This is a genomic window from Lachnoclostridium edouardi (assembly GCF_900240245.1).
GTDB lineage: Bacteria > Bacillota > Clostridia > Lachnospirales > Lachnospiraceae > Lachnoclostridium_A > Lachnoclostridium_A edouardi.
Genome location: NZ_OESQ01000001.1, coordinates 2,156,506 through 2,174,388, shown reverse-complemented (window position 1 = coordinate 2,174,388; position 17,883 = coordinate 2,156,506). Strand labels below are relative to the sequence as shown.

14 protein-coding genes are annotated in these 17,883 nt (G+C 42.8%); 2 read left to right on the top strand and 12 right to left on the bottom strand.

The window, feature by feature from the left end:
- Positions 1-8: 8 nt before the first annotated feature.
- From C1A07_RS10245 to C1A07_RS10190, 12 genes are all read right to left on the bottom strand, one after another.
- Positions 9-2,159 (bottom strand): RNA degradosome polyphosphate kinase, encoded by a 2,151-nt coding sequence (locus C1A07_RS10245; protein ID WP_101877020.1) that lies wholly within the window; start codon positions 2,157-2,159, stop codon positions 9-11.
- A gap of 3 nt (positions 2,160-2,162) precedes the next feature.
- On the bottom strand, positions 2,163-3,680 hold the full coding sequence (locus C1A07_RS10240) for a Ppx/GppA phosphatase family protein (RefSeq protein ID WP_101877019.1): 1,518 nt from the start codon (positions 3,678-3,680) through the stop codon (positions 2,163-2,165).
- 18 nt (positions 3,681-3,698) lie between these two features.
- On the bottom strand, positions 3,699-4,988 hold the full coding sequence (locus C1A07_RS10235) for an ATP-binding protein (protein ID WP_101877018.1): 1,290 nt from the start codon (positions 4,986-4,988) through the stop codon (positions 3,699-3,701).
- Between the two features lie 17 nt (positions 4,989-5,005).
- A complete protein-coding gene (pheA, locus tag C1A07_RS10230; protein WP_101877017.1) occupies positions 5,006-6,133 on the bottom strand; it encodes a prephenate dehydratase in 1,128 nt (375 codons plus the stop codon).
- 26 nt (positions 6,134-6,159) lie between these two features.
- Complete coding sequence (locus C1A07_RS10225) at positions 6,160-6,921, bottom strand: lysophospholipid acyltransferase family protein (protein ID WP_101877016.1); 762 nt, start codon at positions 6,919-6,921, stop codon at positions 6,160-6,162.
- 70 nt (positions 6,922-6,991) lie between these two features.
- The gene (locus C1A07_RS10220; RefSeq protein WP_101877015.1) at positions 6,992-7,432 is read right to left on the bottom strand and encodes a putative ABC transporter permease; all 441 of its coding nucleotides are present in this window, start codon (positions 7,430-7,432) and stop codon (positions 6,992-6,994) included.
- Between the two features lie 52 nt (positions 7,433-7,484).
- Entirely contained in the window at positions 7,485-8,984 is a 1,500-nt protein-coding gene (gene cls / locus C1A07_RS10215; RefSeq protein WP_101877014.1) for a cardiolipin synthase, read from the bottom strand.
- A gap of 242 nt (positions 8,985-9,226) precedes the next feature.
- A complete protein-coding gene (malQ, locus tag C1A07_RS10210) occupies positions 9,227-10,702 on the bottom strand; it encodes a 4-alpha-glucanotransferase (protein ID WP_101877013.1) in 1,476 nt (491 codons plus the stop codon).
- A gap of 2 nt (positions 10,703-10,704) precedes the next feature.
- Positions 10,705-11,619 carry a mechanosensitive ion channel family protein gene (locus C1A07_RS10205; RefSeq protein WP_101877012.1) on the bottom strand — a complete coding sequence of 305 codons (915 nt, stop codon included), beginning with the start codon at positions 11,617-11,619 and terminating at the stop codon, positions 10,705-10,707.
- Positions 11,620-11,676: 57 nt separating this feature from the next.
- Positions 11,677-12,402 (bottom strand): lysozyme inhibitor LprI family protein, encoded by a 726-nt coding sequence (locus C1A07_RS10200; RefSeq protein ID WP_101877011.1) that lies wholly within the window; start codon positions 12,400-12,402, stop codon positions 11,677-11,679.
- Positions 12,403-12,711: 309 nt separating this feature from the next.
- Positions 12,712-15,108, bottom strand: a complete 2,397-nt coding sequence (glgB, locus tag C1A07_RS10195) for a 1,4-alpha-glucan branching protein GlgB (protein ID WP_101877010.1) — start codon at positions 15,106-15,108, stop codon at positions 12,712-12,714.
- 76 nt (positions 15,109-15,184) lie between these two features.
- Positions 15,185-16,252: a DUF3810 domain-containing protein gene (locus C1A07_RS10190; RefSeq protein WP_101877009.1), complete on the bottom strand. Its 1,068-nt coding sequence runs from the start codon at positions 16,250-16,252 to the stop codon at positions 15,185-15,187.
- 228 nt (positions 16,253-16,480) lie between these two features.
- On the opposite strand from C1A07_RS10190, the gene lepB reads away from it, so the two are divergent.
- Both lepB and C1A07_RS10180 read left to right on the top strand, forming a co-directional pair.
- On the top strand, positions 16,481-17,026 hold the full coding sequence (gene lepB, locus C1A07_RS10185; protein ID WP_101877008.1) for a signal peptidase I: 546 nt from the start codon (positions 16,481-16,483) through the stop codon (positions 17,024-17,026).
- Between the two features lie 169 nt (positions 17,027-17,195).
- Positions 17,196-17,882: a response regulator transcription factor gene (locus C1A07_RS10180; RefSeq protein WP_101878111.1), complete on the top strand. Its 687-nt coding sequence runs from the start codon at positions 17,196-17,198 to the stop codon at positions 17,880-17,882.
- Position 17,883 lies beyond the last annotated feature (1 nt).

Here is a 17,883-nt window from a genome sequence, read left to right as displayed (position 1 = left end):
CCTGGTTACTATTTTTTATATGCCGGATTTTCCACAGGAATAAACACTCTGTCGTTTACTGTTTCCTGGCCTTCCAGCTGCTGCCTGGCCTTTTCCACAGCCTCCTGGCAAAATTGATCCTGAGAGTTTACGCTTACCTTGCCTCTCCTATCTTCCTTTTCATAGGAACCGTCAGGCTGAAGCAAATGTGCCTTTACGTTGTCCTCCAGCTCTGTTGTTAAAATGTGAATCACTTCCTCTTTCAGACTTTCATCCTCCACAGGGAAAGCAATTTCCACTCTCTTGTCTAAGTTTCTTGGCATCCAGTCTGCGCTTCCCATATAAACCTCTTTGCTGCCGTCGTTTTCAAAATAGAAAATTCTGCTGTGCTCCAGGAAATTGCCTACAATAGACCGAACCTTTATATTTTCGCTTAATCCAGGCACCCCTGCCTTTAAACAGCAGATGCCCCGGATAATCATATCAATTTCTACTCCCGCGCAGGAGGCCTCGTAAAGAAAGGCTATTACCTTTTTATCACACAGGGAATTCATTTTGGCAATAATGCGGGCTGGCTTACCGGCTCTTGCGTGGGCAGTTTCTCTGCGTATCAGCTTTAAGAACCGTTCTCTAAGCCATAACGGGGCCACAATCAGCTTATTCCAGCTAAGAGGCTCTGAATAACCGGAAAGCATGTTAAATACTGCCGTGGCGTCCTCCCCAATCTGCGGATGGCATGTCATAATACCGCAGTCTGTATATAATCTGGCTGTGGAATCATTGTAGTTTCCTGTGCCCAGATGTACATAGCGGCGTATACCGTCCTCCTCGCGGCGGACTACTAAAGTAATTTTACTGTGAGTTTTTAAGCCTACCAGTCCGTATATAACGTGGCATCCCGCCTTCTCCAGTTTTCTGGCCCATATAATATTATTCTCCTCGTCAAATCTGGCCTTCAGCTCCACTAAAACAGAAACCTGTTTTCCATTGTCGGCCGCCTCCGCCAAAGCGGCAATAATAGGAGAATTTCCGCTGACCCTGTACAAAGTCTGCTTAATAGCCAGAACCTGAGGATCTCTGGCTGCTGTCTTCACAAAATTTACTACCGGGTCAAAGGTCTGGTAAGGATGGTGAAGGAAAATATCCCCTTTTCTCATATTTGTAAAAATATCGTCCTCATTCATCAAAGCAGGCACCGGCTGAGGCGTATATTTAGACGCTTTTAGGGAGTCAAATCCCTCCAGCCCGTACATTTTCATCAGCACAGTTAAATCTAAGGGGCCTGCAATTTCAAATATATCGCTGCTGCTCATATGCAGCTCCTTTTTCAGGATTTTTAAAAGGCGCTTATCCACCTTTTCTTCAATTTCCAGCCGGATAACTTCTCCCCACTGTCTTTTCTTCAGCTGCTTTTCAATTTCAATCAGCAGATCCTCCGCCTCGTCCTCATCAATGCTGAAGTCTGCATTTCTCATAATTCTAAAGGGATGAGCAGTAATAATATTATAATTGAGGAATAAAGACTGTATATTTCTTTCAATTACCTCCTCCAGCAAAATTACGGCCCGCTCTTCTCCTTCTTCTCTCGGCAGCTCTACAATTCGAGGAAGCACGCCGGGCACCTGAACCATGGCAAAATCTATAGTATCATCCTCGTCCTTTTTCTGAACTAAGGCTGCAATATTCAAAGTTTTATTTCTCACCAGGGGAAAAGGTCTGGAGGAATCTACGGCCATAGGCGTAAGTACAGGATATACATTTTCTTTAAAATATTTATCTACAAATTCTCCGTCCTTTTTATCCAGATTTTCATGGCTGGTAATCACTAACAGCCCGTTCTGCTTTAATGCAGGAAGAAGAGAGCGATTATAGGTAGAATACTGCAGGCCTACTAGCTCGTGGGTTTTCACTGCAATTTTCTCCAGCTGCTCCCCAGGCTTTAACCCTGCAATATCCGCCTTATTATATTTGGCGTGAACCATATCCTTTAAAGAAGCCACACGAACCATGAAAAATTCATCCAGATTAGAAGCTGTAATGCTGAGGAATTTTAATCTTTCAAATAAAGGCAGGGTTTTATCTCTGGCTTCGCTGAGAACTCGATAATTGAATTCCAGCCAGCTTAATTCTCTATTTACATAATTTTCCGGTTCTAAATACTTTTCATCTATATCTGCCATTGTTTACACCCTCCTTTTCTGCTTTAACACAGGCCGTACTCCGTAAATTTCCTCAAAGAAATCTACCTTCTGCTCAAATGCCAGCCTTTCTAAAGTAATGTCCCCGTCATAGGCTGTTGTAACAATCAGTTCATTTTCTTTCAGCTGCACTTTGCTGTCCCACAGCTTTTGATTGTGGCTTCTGTCCATGGAATTAGCCAGCCTGAGAATTGCTACCAGCTTAGCAATTAACATCATATTTTCCCTGGCCTCCTCATATTGGAAAGGCTTCAGATTGTATTTTACAGTGTTGGCGATTACCTCCCGCTCTTCATGGGATAATCCTATAATTTCCGTGGACATAATAATATTATAAGCGCACTCGCTGGTATCTCTCATGCTGATAAACTTTCCGCATGAGTGAAGATTTACTGCAATTTGCAGCAGCAGCCGTTCTCTTTTTCCAAGGCCATGGAATTTCTTCATGCTGTCAAATATTGCCAGCGCATATTTTTCCAAAGCCTGATTGTGGCTGATGTGGCATTTATATCTTTTTGCCATGTTTCTGGCTGTGGCGATAATATCATCTGAAAAATTGTGGCCGAATTTAGCTAAATTTTTTTCCTCTCCATACTCTGCCGCCATTCCGTCGCACATTTGGATTCCTGGAATCCAGAAGGTTTCAGCTCCTGTCAGCTCCATCACCCGTTTGTAAATCAAGGTGCTGGGCAGCATAAGAGCCGCATATTCCTTATTTACTCCAAAGGCGTCCTCAATATCATCCAGGCCCATAGAGGACAGTTTTTTGTAAAATTCCATAAATGTGCTTGCGGAAATAAAGCTTTTGTCCCTGTCAGGGCTCATCCAAACAGCCAGATGGCGGATATATTTGCCTGTTCCAATAAGGTTTTTAATAGTCCTGTCTTTTAAATACATTTTTCTGAAGGTAAACAGCTCGTTATCTACCATTTCCTCCAAAATTGCCAGTCTGGTTTCCTCTGCGGCCTGTACTCCTGATAATGTTTCATAAAGGCGCAGAGCGCCTAACCCCAGATTTTGTGTGGACACTAAGGCGTCCTTATCAAATAAGGACATCTGCATACTTCCGGAGCTGACTTCCACAATGGCAGTGGCCTTCTGAATCATTTTATTAAAATCTGCTTCTTTCTCCGCAATAGCTTTATAGCTTAAAAGGCGCTGCTCCGAGTTGCTGATCAGCTTAACATCCAGACCAGTTCTTACCTTAATCTGATCTAAAATAATCTGATTGTTTTTAGCCTCCCGCATAGCGCTGGTGGCATATGCCCTGTAATCGTCTACATGATATGAATTCATAATTTCTGCAAAGTTCTTTAAAACCCTGCACATTTCGTCTACCATGGTATAGCTGATTTTCTCATCGCTGAAAGCATCTCTGCCTAATGGGATCATATGACGCAGCTGGTCAATACAGCGGGCCTGGTTTTTCCCCGCCAGTTCATAGATGCCCATTTCCAGCTCAAAGGAACCTATATCTATAGCTGCAAATGTTTTAATAGCCACAAATATCCCTCCTGACTTTTAATTTCCGTCGGTGTTTCCCAACAGATATGTAATAAACTGAGAGGCAGTCCGCCCGGAAAGTCCTCCGTGGCTTAACTCCCATTTGTTTGCTTCTAAAAGAAGCTCCTCCTCCGGCATAATTACTTTATACTTGTCAGCCAGAACCTTTACAATATTCTGGAATTCCTTCTTATTGGGAGCGCCGTAGTATATCGTAACTCCAAACCGGGCCACCAGGGACAGCTTCTCCTGGACAGTGTCGTTAATGTGCACGTCGTCATCCAGGGTCCGTTTGTCTTTAAAGCTTTCTCTCACCAAGTGGCGTCTGTTAGAGGTGGCATAGATCAGCACATTAGCCGGCTTTTTACCTAATCCTCCCTCAATAATAGCTTTCAAGTACTTGTATTCCAGCTCTGTCTCTTCAAATGACAAATCATCCATATAAATAATGAACTTATAGTTTCTGTCTTTAATCTGCTCTATAATATCTGAAAGACACTGAAATTGATGTTTATACACTTCAATAATTCTAAGTCCCTTGTCATAATATTCATTTAAAACAGCTTTCACGCTGGAGGATTTTCCAGTACCTGCGTCCCCGTAAAGGAGCACATTGTTGGCGGCTTTTCCGTCCACAAAGGCCTGAGTATTATCTATAAGTTTTTTCTTCTGAAGCTCATATCCCACCAGATCGTTCAGGTAAATATGCTCAATATTTACAATCGGCTCAATTTCTACTTTTTCTTTTTTCTCAATTACACGGAAGGCCTTATTCAGCCCAAACTTGCCTACGCCAAATTCTTTATAAAAATCAGTGATCATGCGGTGAAACTCTTCTACTGTTTCTGCATGTTCTAAGGACACGGCCAGTTCTACCAGACGGTCTCTGATTCGCTTATTAAACATGCGGCTGCTTCCGTTGGCAGCCTTGTAGTTTTTTAGCTCCTTCCACAGCTGAGAATCAGGGCCGCTAATCTGGTCCAGGCAGCTGATATCGCAGTCAAACAGCTCCTTAATCAGGGTAAAATCTCTTTTTACCAGCACATTCAGGCTTCCCTCTGCCTCCCCCACAATTTCACAGGAGGTGCTGTATGCATTTTCATTGTCTGCCAGACATAAAGCTAAAAAGCAGTGCCACAGGTTTCCTTCCAAACCATAGGCCACTGCCAGCTCCAGCAGACGATGGGCGCAGCTGTAAGCCGTCTCTGCCGCCTGGTCCATGTTCTCCTCAGTTAGCAGCTTTGCCATATCGTCAAAAAGTTTTTGATTTTTTAATTTTCTATAGATTACAAATTGCTTGGTATTCATATTTTTTCTCTCTTTTCTTAATAGTTTCCAAGAATTCTCATATTTACGGCTTCCTCTTCAATGCCTTTTAAGGCGTTGTTTACAGCCGAATCCCCCAGGTTTCCTTCCACATCCACAAAAAATCTATACTCCCAGTTTTTATCTTTTACAGGCCTGGATTCAATCATTACCATGTTAACATTATTGTAAATAAAATTGCTCAGTATATTGTACAAAGATCCGCTTTTATGAGGAAGCTCAAAACAAATACTTACCTTATCTGCAGTTTTCTTGTATATAGGCTGCCTGGATACAATAATAAATCTGGTAGTGTTTTCTTTATTATAGTTTACAGAGCTTTGCAGCACCTTTAAGCCGTAAAGACGGCCGGCAATTTCGCTGGCTACTGCCGCCTGAGTTTTATCTCCCTCCTCAATTACCTTTTTCGCAGCCACCGCCGTATTTTCCACGCTGATTTTCTTCCAATCCGGATGGCTGTCTAAATATTCAGAACACTGCATCAGCCCCTGAGGATGGGAAAATACTGTTTTTATTTCCTCCAGGCTGGCGTCAGGTAAACCTAAAAGCGCATGTTTTACAGGAAGAAATGTTTCCGCCACAATGTAATTATGATATTCCATTAAAAGATCATAATTATCCTCCACCACGCCTGCAGAAGAATTTTCAATAGGCAGCACCCCATAATCGGCGCGGCCCTTTTCCACCTCTTCCATAGCTGCCTCCCACGTTTTTACATGGTAAGCATCTACATTATCCCCAAAATACTGGAGCGCAGCCCCATGGCTGTACGCCCCTTCAATTCCCTGGTATACTACCCGGACCCCTGCTTTAGGCAGGCTGTCCACCGCTTTAAAATGCAGCTGCATATCCTGACCATTTTCCGCCAGAAGTCTGTACTGCAGCCTGCGGCTCACAGTCATCAGCTGCCTGAACATTTCCTCGGCGCCCTGTTTATTTTCCTCACTTTCAGCCAGTTCTCTTACTGACTTTATTTTCTGGGACTCCCTCTCTTCGTCATATACAGGCTTCCCTGTTTCTATTTTATACTCTGCCACCTGTCTGCAAAGATCCATTCTCTGTTCAAAAAGCCGAACCAGTTCTTTATCTATCTGGTCCAGCTTTTTTCTTATCTCCAGTAAATCCATGGCGTTCCTCCGATTATCTGCATTTTTTATTTTTCAGCCGTAAAGCCTTCTCTTTCCTTTAGCTGCTCCTGTAACATTTCCAGAATCTTATCTCTTGTGTAAGCTCCTGAAAACTTTTTCTGCTCAGCAGTCAGCTCCTTTATGTAAATTGGCTCTCCAAACTGGATAATTACATGTGACGGATGAATAAAAGGAATATGGGCTTCAAATACCTCCGCCGTTCCTGTCATAGCCACAGGAATCACTGCGCAGCCGGCCTTTTCCGCAATTTTCAGACTGCCTTCTTTAAAGGGAAGCATCTCCAAAACAGATTCTGTGCGACTTCTGGTACCCTCGGGAAAAATCCATATGGAAATACCATGCTTCACCTTTTCTATTCCGGTCAAAATGGTTTTCAGCCCTTCTTTCATATTTACTCTGTCCAGAAACAGACAGTTTACGTTGTGCATCCAGTCTTTTAATAAAGGATATCTTAACATCTCCTTTTTAGCTACAAATCCCATTAAACACGGCACTGTCACATAACCTACCAGAATATCAAAATATCCTCTGTGGTTTCCCACAAATAAAACTGCTTTATCCTGGGGAATATTTTCCGCCCCTTTTACTGTGATTTTTACTCCTGCCACAGCTAACAGATATTTGAATACGCTTTTTACAATCCTAAGACTTTGCCAGTCCCTTTTTTCCGGATTCACTTTTCCCACAATCCACTCTGCAATCAGAATCGGAATGCTTAAAATTAAAAATAGTATAACGCTTAATGCCACCAAGATAAATCTTATCATGGATTCAGTCCCCTTTTGCCAGTTTTTTATGTCTTTTCTATTATATAAAACAAGCGGCCAGATTACAAGTCTAGCCGCCTCTCTTTTTTGTTATTTGCTCAAATAAAAGTCCTGTTCCAAACCACAGGGGCGCAAAATCCAAACGGATCAGCCCGTTAATGTTTGTGTGCCTGCCTGTATAATCCCAGGGGCAAATGCCATGGTTTCTTAAAAGCAGTCCCGAGCCATATTCTACAACAAAAATCAGTACCATGTACAGCATTCCATGACGGACGATTTTGTCCTTTTCCTGAAGCACTGCCACCCCTGTCTGAGGATCTCCAATCCATTTGTCTACACCTTTTCCAATAGGCTCTAAAAGAGCGCCCATACCGTAAATCGGAAACATCAGCAGCGAGGTTTTTCCCATCAGCCTCCAGTCACCCGCCATAATTGATTCCACAGATGTAAACATTACTTCCAGACACCAGCCAGTTACTCCACATTTTAAAAAGTTTTGTATAATCTTCATGGTAAATAGTATTTCCCACTCTGCTTTCTGTTTATTCACTAATTCCTGATAATTACAGCAAAGGCGACAGCAGCCGGCTGCCCTGCTCTTTTACCCGAATGAAAATATTTCTGTTATTATACTCTTCCAATGTGATTTCATGGCAGTATTTCAAATCATTTAAGAAAATTTCCTCCAGCTGTTTCGTAGTCTCTTCATCGTAAATAATCGCATTTACCTCAAAGTTCAGCTCAAAGCTTCTGATGTCCATATTGGCAGTGCCGTAGCAGCAAACGCAGCTGTCCGCCATAACGCCTTTCGCGTGGAGAAACCCATTTTCATATTGATAACATCTGGCCCCTGCTTCTAATAAATCCCCTGTGTAAGAATAGGTTGCCCAATATACAAATGGGTGATCTGGCATACAGGGAATCATAAGCCGCACGTCCACGCCAGATCTGGCGGCAATCTGTAATGCCGACAGCACCGCGTCGTCTGGTATAAAATACGGAGTCTGAATGTAAATATGCTTTCTGGCTTTGTGAAACAGCTCTAAATAATTATTTCTGATTTGCTTATATGTTACGTCCGGACCGCTTGTAATAATCTGAATTCCCAATGGTCTTTTTTCCCCGGACAAAATCGGACCTATATTTTCCATTTCCCCGTTATCGTCAAAATATTCTACGTGGAGAAACAAATTTTCTTTCACTGCATAATTCCAGTCCAGGGCAAACCGAATCTGAAGGCTGATAACAGCCCCACCCCTGATTTTTAAGTGGGTATCCCTCCAATATCCAAATTTTTTATCTTTTCCAATATATTCTTTTCCAATATTAAAGCCGCCTACATACCCTGTCTGATTGTCTATTACTACTATTTTTCTGTGATTTCTATAATTTACCCTTAAATTCAGCCTTCCCAGAATTGGAGGGAAAAAAATTCCCACAAAAATTCCCGCCTCCTCCAATTCCTTCCACAAGGCTTTAGGCACAAACCTTCCTCCCATTCCGTCGCACAAAATCCGCACCTCTACCCCCTGTCTGGCCTTATCTTTAAGAATCGGCACCATAGATAGAAAAACTTCATCTTTTTTTATAATATAATATTGAATGTGAATAAACTTTTTTGCCTGCCTTAAACTGTTTCTTAAATCTTCAAACTTTGCCATCCCGTCTGTAAAAATTTCAATTTCGTTATTTACCGTCAAAACTGCCCCTGACGTATCCAGATTATAAAACACCAGCTCTTTATAATCCTTTCCCAGAGTATCCATTTCGTCAATATTGTGGCCTCTCAGAAAATTCTCCTGTCCTCTGGCGGAGATTCTCAGCTTATCCTCCACCTCTTTAATGCGGAACATTTTGCTTTTATTAATATCCTGACAAAAAAGCAGATAAAATAAAAATCCAAAAACAGGGATAAAGTACAGGGCCAGCAGCCATGTCCAAACTGCCTTTGGATCTCGTCTTTGGAAAAACACAATAATAATTGACAATATTAAATTAATAAAAATCAGATGGCTCATCAGCCACTGCCAAACCTTCCAAATACCTATAAACAGCTCTCCCATATTATCACCTTCTGCGGCTAACTGATTCTATTATCAGTATAAACATTTCTTTAAGTTTCATGCGCTGTTTTTTCTGACTATTTCCATTGAAATAACAAAAAAGGAGTAAATTTCCACTCCACCGTCCCACTCTCTCCATGTGTCTTTGCACATATCAATTCAGTGTTTCCATAGAGCTGAAATTTATCTCCTCTCAGCTTTACAGTATTATCTGCATATATTTTACATACCAGACAGTACTATTACTGTCTGCATCGGCCGAACACCCAGGCTGCGTCCCTGCACCGGCCTACTATGTGGTCATCAAACTGGTCTGGCAGAAGCCTCCACTTCCAGTTTAATCCCAGGGTGGAAGGCTCGTTCATTCTGGCCTCTCTCCCCAGGCCTAAATAATCCTGTACAGGCACAATGGCAAGTTTTGCCACGCTGCCTAAGGCTGCTCTTATAAAATCCCAGTGGATTTCCTCTCTAGGCGTATTTTTGTTTCCCAGATACCGAACAGAAAAGTCTCTGTCCCAATCAGGCATAGTATCATACCAGCTACTCAGGGTATCATTATCATGGGTTCCTGTATAAACCACACAATTCTCTTTATATCTATATGGAAGATAAGCGCTCTGCCCGTCAGCGGCAAAGGCAAATTCTAAAACCTTCATTCCCGGAAAACCAGTATCCTCCACCAGCTTCAAAACTGCAGGAGTTAAAAATCCTAAATCCTCGGCAATAATATTTAAGTCGCCTAATTTTTCCTTTATAGCCTGAAAGAATGGAAAACCAGGACCCTTTTCCCATTTTCCGTTTACAGCCGTCTCCTCCCCAAAAGGAATGGAATAATATTCGTCAAATCCTCTGAAATGATCTACGCGCACAACGTCATACATGCGGAAGCTGTAAGCCATTCTCTCTGTCCACCATACATACTCCGTCTTTTTATGGTACTCCCAATTATACAGTGGATTTCCCCACAGCTGTCCCAAAGCGCAGAATCCGTCGGGAGGACATCCTGCCACTGCCACAGGCCTGTTTTTTTCGTCAAACTGAAAGAGTTCTGGGTGAAACCAGCTGTCTGCACTGTCAAAAGCCACGTAAATAGGAATATCTCCAATAATCTTAATCCCCTTTTTGTTGGCGTATGTTTTTAGCTTTTTCCACTGCTCCTGAAATTTCAGCTGCTGAAATTGATAAAATAAAATATCGTTTTCCAGCTCCTTCTCGTATCTGGCCACAGCCCCAGGCTTTCTGTTTCTAATGTCCTCGTCCCATTCAGACCAGCATTTTCCCTGAAAATGGTTTTTCACAGCCATGTAAAAACAATATTCTTCTGTCTCCAGGCTTAAAAGCTCTTTGGAAAGGCTGCCCTGGTTTTTCCATCGTTCAAATGCCAGACGCAGAATACGAAATCTGGAGTAATACATTTTTTCATAGTCCACATACTGAGGGTTGTCCCCAAAGTCCATTGACTGACATTCTTCCTCAGTTAACAGCCCTTCTTCCGCCAAACTGTCCAAATCAATAAAGTATGGGTTGCCTGCAAAGGCGCTGAAGGACTGATAAGGGGAATCCCCGTATCCTGTAGGTCCTAAAGGCAGTATCTGCCAGTAACTTTGGCCGGCGTCACAAAGCCGGTCTACAAATTCATAAGCCTCCTTTGAAAATGACCCTATCCCATAAGGAGAGGGCAGACTGGAAATCGGCAATAATATTCCACATTCCCGCATAATCAGGTCTCCTTTTTTTCTGTTCTCTTCTGTATCTGCACCCTGCGCTCCTCAGCAGGTTGCTGCTTTTTTTCATCATTATTTCCGTCGGAAACAATGTGTATATCCATTTGCTGAAAAGGAATTTCAATTCCCCTTTTATCAAACTCCAGCTTTACACTTTCTGTAATATCCCACAACACTGTCCAGTAGTTATCTGTTTCTGTCCATCCTCTTCCGCCAATCATAACGGCGCTGTCCGCCAGTTCGGACACAAAGGTTTGAATAGGCTCCTCCTGAAGCACCAGGGGATGCGTCCGGTAAATTTTTTCGATCACTTCCTTGGCCTCTTTTAAATCGGCAGAATAACCGATTCCTACAAGCACGTCCACACGGCGGACATTCTGTCCCGTCACATTTGTTAAAGGGGAATTAGAAAGACTGCCGTTGGGAATCACTACTCTTTTGTTATCAGATGTGTGCAGAACTGTATATACCAGACCGATGGCGCTGACCTTTCCCTCCCCATACTGAGAAATAATATAATCTCCTACTTTGAAAGGGCGCATCAGCAAAATCAGCACTCCCCCTGCAAAGTTAGACAGACTTCCCTGAAGGGAAAGTCCTAAGGCCAGTCCGGCAGAACCGAAAAGGGCGATTATAGACGAGGACTTAACGCCTATTTTCTCAGCCGCCATAAAGATAACAATTCCGTAAAGCAGGGCCTGAGCCAGAGAAAGCAAAAACTTTCTCAGGCTCAGTTCCATATCCATCCTCTCAAAAGATCTATCCAACATCTTTCTGATGATTTTTGCAATGCGAAAACCAATAAAAAGAATCAGACCTGCAACCACAAGATGTATTCCAAATTCTGTTATTCCCGGCACCCACCCTTTTACCATCTCAAGCCAAACATTGGGCTGTACCTGCTCTGTCATTTACATATCTCCTTTAAGCTTCCTTAATTTTAGTATTATTCTAAAAGCTGCAGCAGCTCATAAACTCTTTCTTTCGTCAATTCTGCCGCCTTCATACATAGCTCCCACCTCTTCCACCAGCTTGTCCTTTTCTCCAATCCATTTTCTCTCTTCTGCAGTAAGAGCTTCCATGGACTCTTTATCCAGAGTATCCTTTAACTGACTCCACACACTGTTCAAAGCTTCATCCCAGTATGTATACAGCTGCCCGGAGGTTATATTTAATTCTGACTGCGACAGAATATCACTTTTAATAGAATTCTCCAGAACTTCCGCCTGCTTCCTGGTCTCCTCCACATATTTCGCCATATTTTCTCTGGCGCTTACGCTGTAGCTGGAAAAACCGTTTTGCGCCGCCTGATTATATAAGCCGTAAAAGGGAAGCTGCGTCTCCCCGGTTTCTGAGTAATTATAGTATCCCACCCAGCTTAAAAATTCTTCGGGAAGCTCTGCCAAAGGCGCTCCCGGCAAATAAAGAAGCAGCTCCTTAGTTCCCTCAATTCCATTAGGCTCTCTGTAACGATTCAAAATTCCATCCAGTATTTCCTCTGTGTCCGGTTCATTTTCACAGCGGATACTTTGAATTTCCATGGAATATGTATAGTCGTTTACTTTCTCAGGCTGTGCCAGCTGACCTTCAAATACAGATAAATACACTACTCCGTTAGGATATCCGTCCCCAATATCTCCCATGTCGCTGTCCCGGTACACACCAAAAAAGCTGCCGTCCTCATGGATTGTCAATGTTGTGGACCAGGCGCCGGCCCCGCTTCCAAACCAGAACTCCAGGCTGGAGAGGTCACGGAAAGTTACTTGCTCTGCAGCCGCCTTTGTCTCTGGTAAAGCAGCCGTAGTTTCCTCTGCAGTTGTACTCTCTTTTTCCTCAGTACTTTCCTGCTCTGTCTCTTTTTCTGAAGCAGCGCTTTCTTCTGTGGAGGCGGCCGCTGTATCTGCCGCCGTTACTTCAGTTTCTTTATTTGACCCACAGCCCCCCTGCTGACAAGGCCGCGCACAGCGCTCCTGCTAAAATAACTGTCCTTACCCTAGATGCTTTCATATATTTCCCTTCTCTTGTTTTACCACCTTCAGGTTTCCTCTGTTTCTGGAGGAAGCTTTTTTTACCTGAGGAGCCTTTTCCTCCGCCGCCGTCTTTTTCCCGGCAGCCGTTTTCCTTGTTGTGGCAGACCTGCCTACTGCTGATTTACTTACTGCCGCTAAAGGCGTACATGTAAATACGCATACGCTTAAAGGAGGAAGATTAATAGTAATAGAATTTGCCTTTTCATTGATTTCTTCCTTTTTAGAAGCCTTGGCTCTTATATTGATTCTTCCCAGCCCTCCAAACTCCTTGGCATCACTGTTTAAAATCTCTTTATATCTGCCGGCAAAGGGAACGCCTACCTTAAATTTATCATGGGCCACTGTGTCAAAGTTGCAGACAAACATAAGCGTCTCTTCTTTTTTCTTAGTTTTCCTGATAAATACTAAAATGTTTTCTGCCGCATTGTTGCACTCAATCCACTCAAAGCCGTGAGGATGATAGTCCATTTCTGATAATGCAGGATACTCTGCATACAGCTTATTTAAGGCCTTCACATAGTCCCTTGTCTGTTTATGAATAGGGTAGTCTAAAAGCTCCCATTCCAGACTTGTATTTTCGTTCCATTCGTTCATCTGGCCAAATTCCTGGCCCATAAACAGCAGCTTCTTTCCAGGGTGTCCTATCATAAAGCCATATGCCGCTCTTAAATTGGCATATTTATCCTCCAAAGTAGCTCCCGGCATCTTGCCTGCCATAGAGCCTTTCCCGTGAACCACTTCATCATGGGAAAATACCAGAATAAAGTCTTCGCTGTAGGCATACAAAAGGCTGAAGGTCAGTTCCCCATAGTGATATCTGCGGAAATAAGGGTCGCACTGCATATATCCCAGAAAATCATTCATCCAGCCCATATTCCACTTATAGTCAAAGCCTAATCCTCCGTCCTTCACATCCCCAGTAATCTTAGGCCATGCCGTAGATTCCTCTGCAATCAGGACAGCTCCGTCCCTTCTCTTTTTAAATATGGAATTTAAATGCTTTAAAAACTCTACGGCCTCCAGGTTCTCATGGCCGCCGTATATATTGGCCACCCATTCGCCGTCATTTTTACCGTAATCCAAATACAGCATAGAGGCCACTGCATCCATGCGTATGCCGTCTGCATGATATTTTTCCGCCCAGAACATAGCGTTGGCAATCAGAAAATTCACTACCTGAGGCCTGCCGTAATTATAAATCAAGGTGCCCCAGTGAGGATGAGAGCCTTGTCTCGGGTCTTTATGCTCATATACGCAGGTACCGTCAAAAGCCGCCATTCCCCAGGCGTCCCTTGGAAAATGAGCCGGAACCCAGTCTAAAATCACGCCTATGCCCTGGCTGTGCATATAGTCCATAAAATACATAAAATCGTCAGGGGTTCCGTAACGGCTGGTAGGCGCATAGTAACCGCTGACCTGATATCCCCAGGAAGCGTCTAAAGGATGCTCCATCACCGGCATAAGCTCAATATGTGTGTAGCCCATTTCTTTTACATAAGCCGCCAGATCTTTGGCAATCTCCCTGTAGTTATAAAACTCTGAGCCTGTAATCTCCAGCCCGTCCCTATCCAGCAAATGCTCCTTTCTTTTCCAGGAGCCTAGATGCAGCTCGTAAATAGACATTGGCTTTTTCTTAGAATCTTTTTTAGCCCGCTCTGCCATCCACTCTTTATCATTCCATTGATATTTTCCAATATTCCACACAACGGAAGCTGTGTTTGGGCGAAGCTCTGCGTAATTGGCGTACGGGTCCGCCTTTAAAACAGGGTCTCCGTTCATTTTCTTAATTTCGTATTTGTAAATATCCCCTTCCTTCAATCCTGGAATAAACAGCTCGTAAACGCCGCTTCCCTCGTGAAGCTTCATCTGGTGACGTCTGCCGTCCCAAAGGTTAAAATCTCCTACTACGCTGACGCGCATAGCGCAGGGAGCCCACACTACAAACAGCACTCCCTCTACCTTATCTATAGTCATAGGATGAGCTCCCATTTTTTCATAGATCTGGTAATGAATTCCGGAAGCAAATTTTTTCAGATCAGAGTCTGTAAACTGAGAGGGGAAGGAATATGGATCATAAACTTCTTCCTGGCTTCCATTGTCGTAAGTTATCTGGAGAGTATAAGCGGCCGTTGTCTTCTTTGGAAGAAGAGCCGCGAAAAATCCTTCGTCATCTGCTAAGCTCATTGGATACACCTTTCCTGTGGACAATATTTTTACAGCCACAGCTTCCGCTGTAGGGATAAATGCCTGGATTAAAACCCCTTCCTCCAGAACATGACGCCCTAAAAGGTTTTCCGGATGTCTCGCCTCTGAATAGACCATTTCCTCAATACCTGCCCAATCCATTAAATCATATAATTTTTTATCCATATACAAACCCCCTTGGCTTAAAAATCTTGTACCTATTTTACCATTTTAGCTTTCATAATACAATCATTATGAAACTTTATTTTCTTGCGGCAGTTCCCCCCTCTTTCTCCAGCCGGCTTCTTCTGAAAGCCAGCATTAAGTCTACTACCCGGCCGTAGCTTTTTACTCCATCTGTCTGATGGTTGGCTTTTAGATATGTATCATTAATTTTATCTGCAGCCTCCGCAATCTTCCCCTCATAGCTTTCCCAAAAAGCATTATTTGCATAAATATCCTCCACAATTTTTGAATCCAGACGGCTGTACAGCTCTCTAAATCCGTCTATGTCCACAGAGGCCAGGGCATTGGTGGCATAAATCCAACCGGATAAATATCCGCTGTACTGATATATTTCACTGTCAGACCCAATACATGCCAAATAGCCTATAAAATTAGCTTCATCCTCTCTCATAAATCCCCTTAAATGGGACAGCTCGTGGCAGATTGTGTGGGGAATATTATATGGCGTCATATCCTGATTATAATTTGCTTCTATTGTAAACGGGGAATAAATACCTGCTAACTGCTGGATAGAAAGAATTTGTGAAATCATCACCGGCTTAGGTCTGGGGTAAAAACCGTTTAATGCAGAATATTGATCTCCCAAATTTCCCATAGCTTCCCTTCCTAAGGCAGCATACTCCCCTTCTGTCAGCCTTACCCCAGCGCTTTCCTTAAATTGATTTACCTGATCCGTCAGCTCTTCGCAAAGCTCATATAGCTCTTCCTTTGACGAGGGCCTGATTTGAAGATCTATGTACTGGGAAAATGGGATTCTGTAGTAATTAATTCCGCAATGAAAGGTATACAGAAAGAATATGCCGGTAATTAAAAGAAATGTTTTAGAGATAATTTTTCCCGGATGTTTAATATGTAAAATCCCATAGCCTACCCACAGTACAATCAAAATATAAATACCGATTTCTGAAAGGGAAAAAGGAAGCAGGCCGCTTAAACGCCCTACAGTAGAAACTAAAACAGGATAAATATTTTCCGCATACCAATTTCCAAACCCGGAAAGACTTCTGGCCCCTACTTGCCCAGCAAAGGACAGTCCTGCCAGAACGCCCCCTGCTATGTATGTTTTCTTTTCCTGTATTTTCATAAATTTCCCCCTTGTACACTAATAGTTACATTTAATGTTACCAGATTCTCCCCTGGTTTTCCATTCCATTTTTTTCTTATTCTATCTATATCCTAAAAACTTTCTTACTTTTCACAAAACCTCTTGCATCCCTTCAATTTCTCATATAAACTAAGAAAGTGCGTATTATGTAAATGATTTACTGCGCCTTGTATTTTATAAAATTATGTGTTTATAAGGAGTATTTCCATGAAAAACAAGTTTTCTTTGCATGAAGAGATTGTCAGCTGGATTAAGATTATTCTGACTGCTGCAGTGATCGCCTACATGCTGAACAATTTTGTAATAGCAAACAGTCGTGTTCCCACCAGTTCTATGGAATCTACGATTATGGCCCATGACCGTGTAATCGGTTCTAGGCTTTCCTATAAGTTTGGAGACCCTCAACGGGGAGATATTGCCATTTTCCTGTGGCCTGACGCGCCGGAGGGCGAGAAAATATATTATGTAAAAAGAATTATTGGTATGCCTGGAGATACTATTGATATTATAGGCTCTAATGTCTACTTAAACGGCTCCGATACGCCTTTAGACGAGCCTTATTTAAACGAGCCAATGGACCCTGAGGAGGTTCCCCTTCATTTTGAAGTTCCGGAGGACTCTTACTTTATGATGGGCGACAACAGAAATTATTCCTCTGACGCTAGAAGATGGAAAAACCACTATGTTTCCAGAGACGCCATGATTGCCAAGGTAATATTCCGGTATTTCCCCGGATTTAAAATGTTAAAATAGAAAAGAAGATGCCTGATTTCTCAGCCTAATAGTATTAGGGAACTTTAGGCAAAATGCACAAAAAGGGATACTGCTTTGAAGCGGTATCCTTTTTTCGCTCCAGGCGCCTTTGACTGCTTCTATAGAGTTCTAGCAATTATAACTTTTCTTGTAAGGATGGTGAAAAATGATGAAGCGTATTCTCTTTGTTGAAGATGATTTAAGTTTAATTAATGGTTTATCCTTTGCGGTGAAAAAGCAAGGATATGAAATTGATGTTGCCCGGACGAAGCTGGAAGCGGAAGGGCTATGGCCCAAGGGCAAATATGATCTGGCTATATTGGACGTATCACTTCCAGACGGTTCCGGCTATGACTTATGCAGGGAAATCCGCAGAACCTCAAAAATGCCGGTTATGTTTTTAACTGCAGCTGATGAAGAAACTAATATTATTATGGGGCTTGATATAGGCGGCGACGATTATATTACAAAGCCTTTTAAGCTGGCAGTATTCCTTTCCAGACTAAATGCGCTTTTACGGAGAAGTGAGAATTTTAGTCAAAGGGAAACAGAGTTAAATTCCAATGGCATAAGGGTACGGCTGTTACAGGGGGAGGTTTACAAAAATGGACTGCCTGTTGTTCTGACAGCCAGCGAATATAAGCTGCTGCGCCTTTTCATGGAAAATCCGGATATTGTTCTTTCGCCAGAACAGATTTTAAGTAAACTGTGGGACTGCAATGAAAATTACATTGACAGCAACGCCCTTACCGTCTATATCCGCAGATTGCGCACTAAAATTGAAGATAACCCGGCTAATCCGCAAAATATCGTAACTGTCCGGCGTATGGGCTACAAGTGGAATACTGGGAATTGAG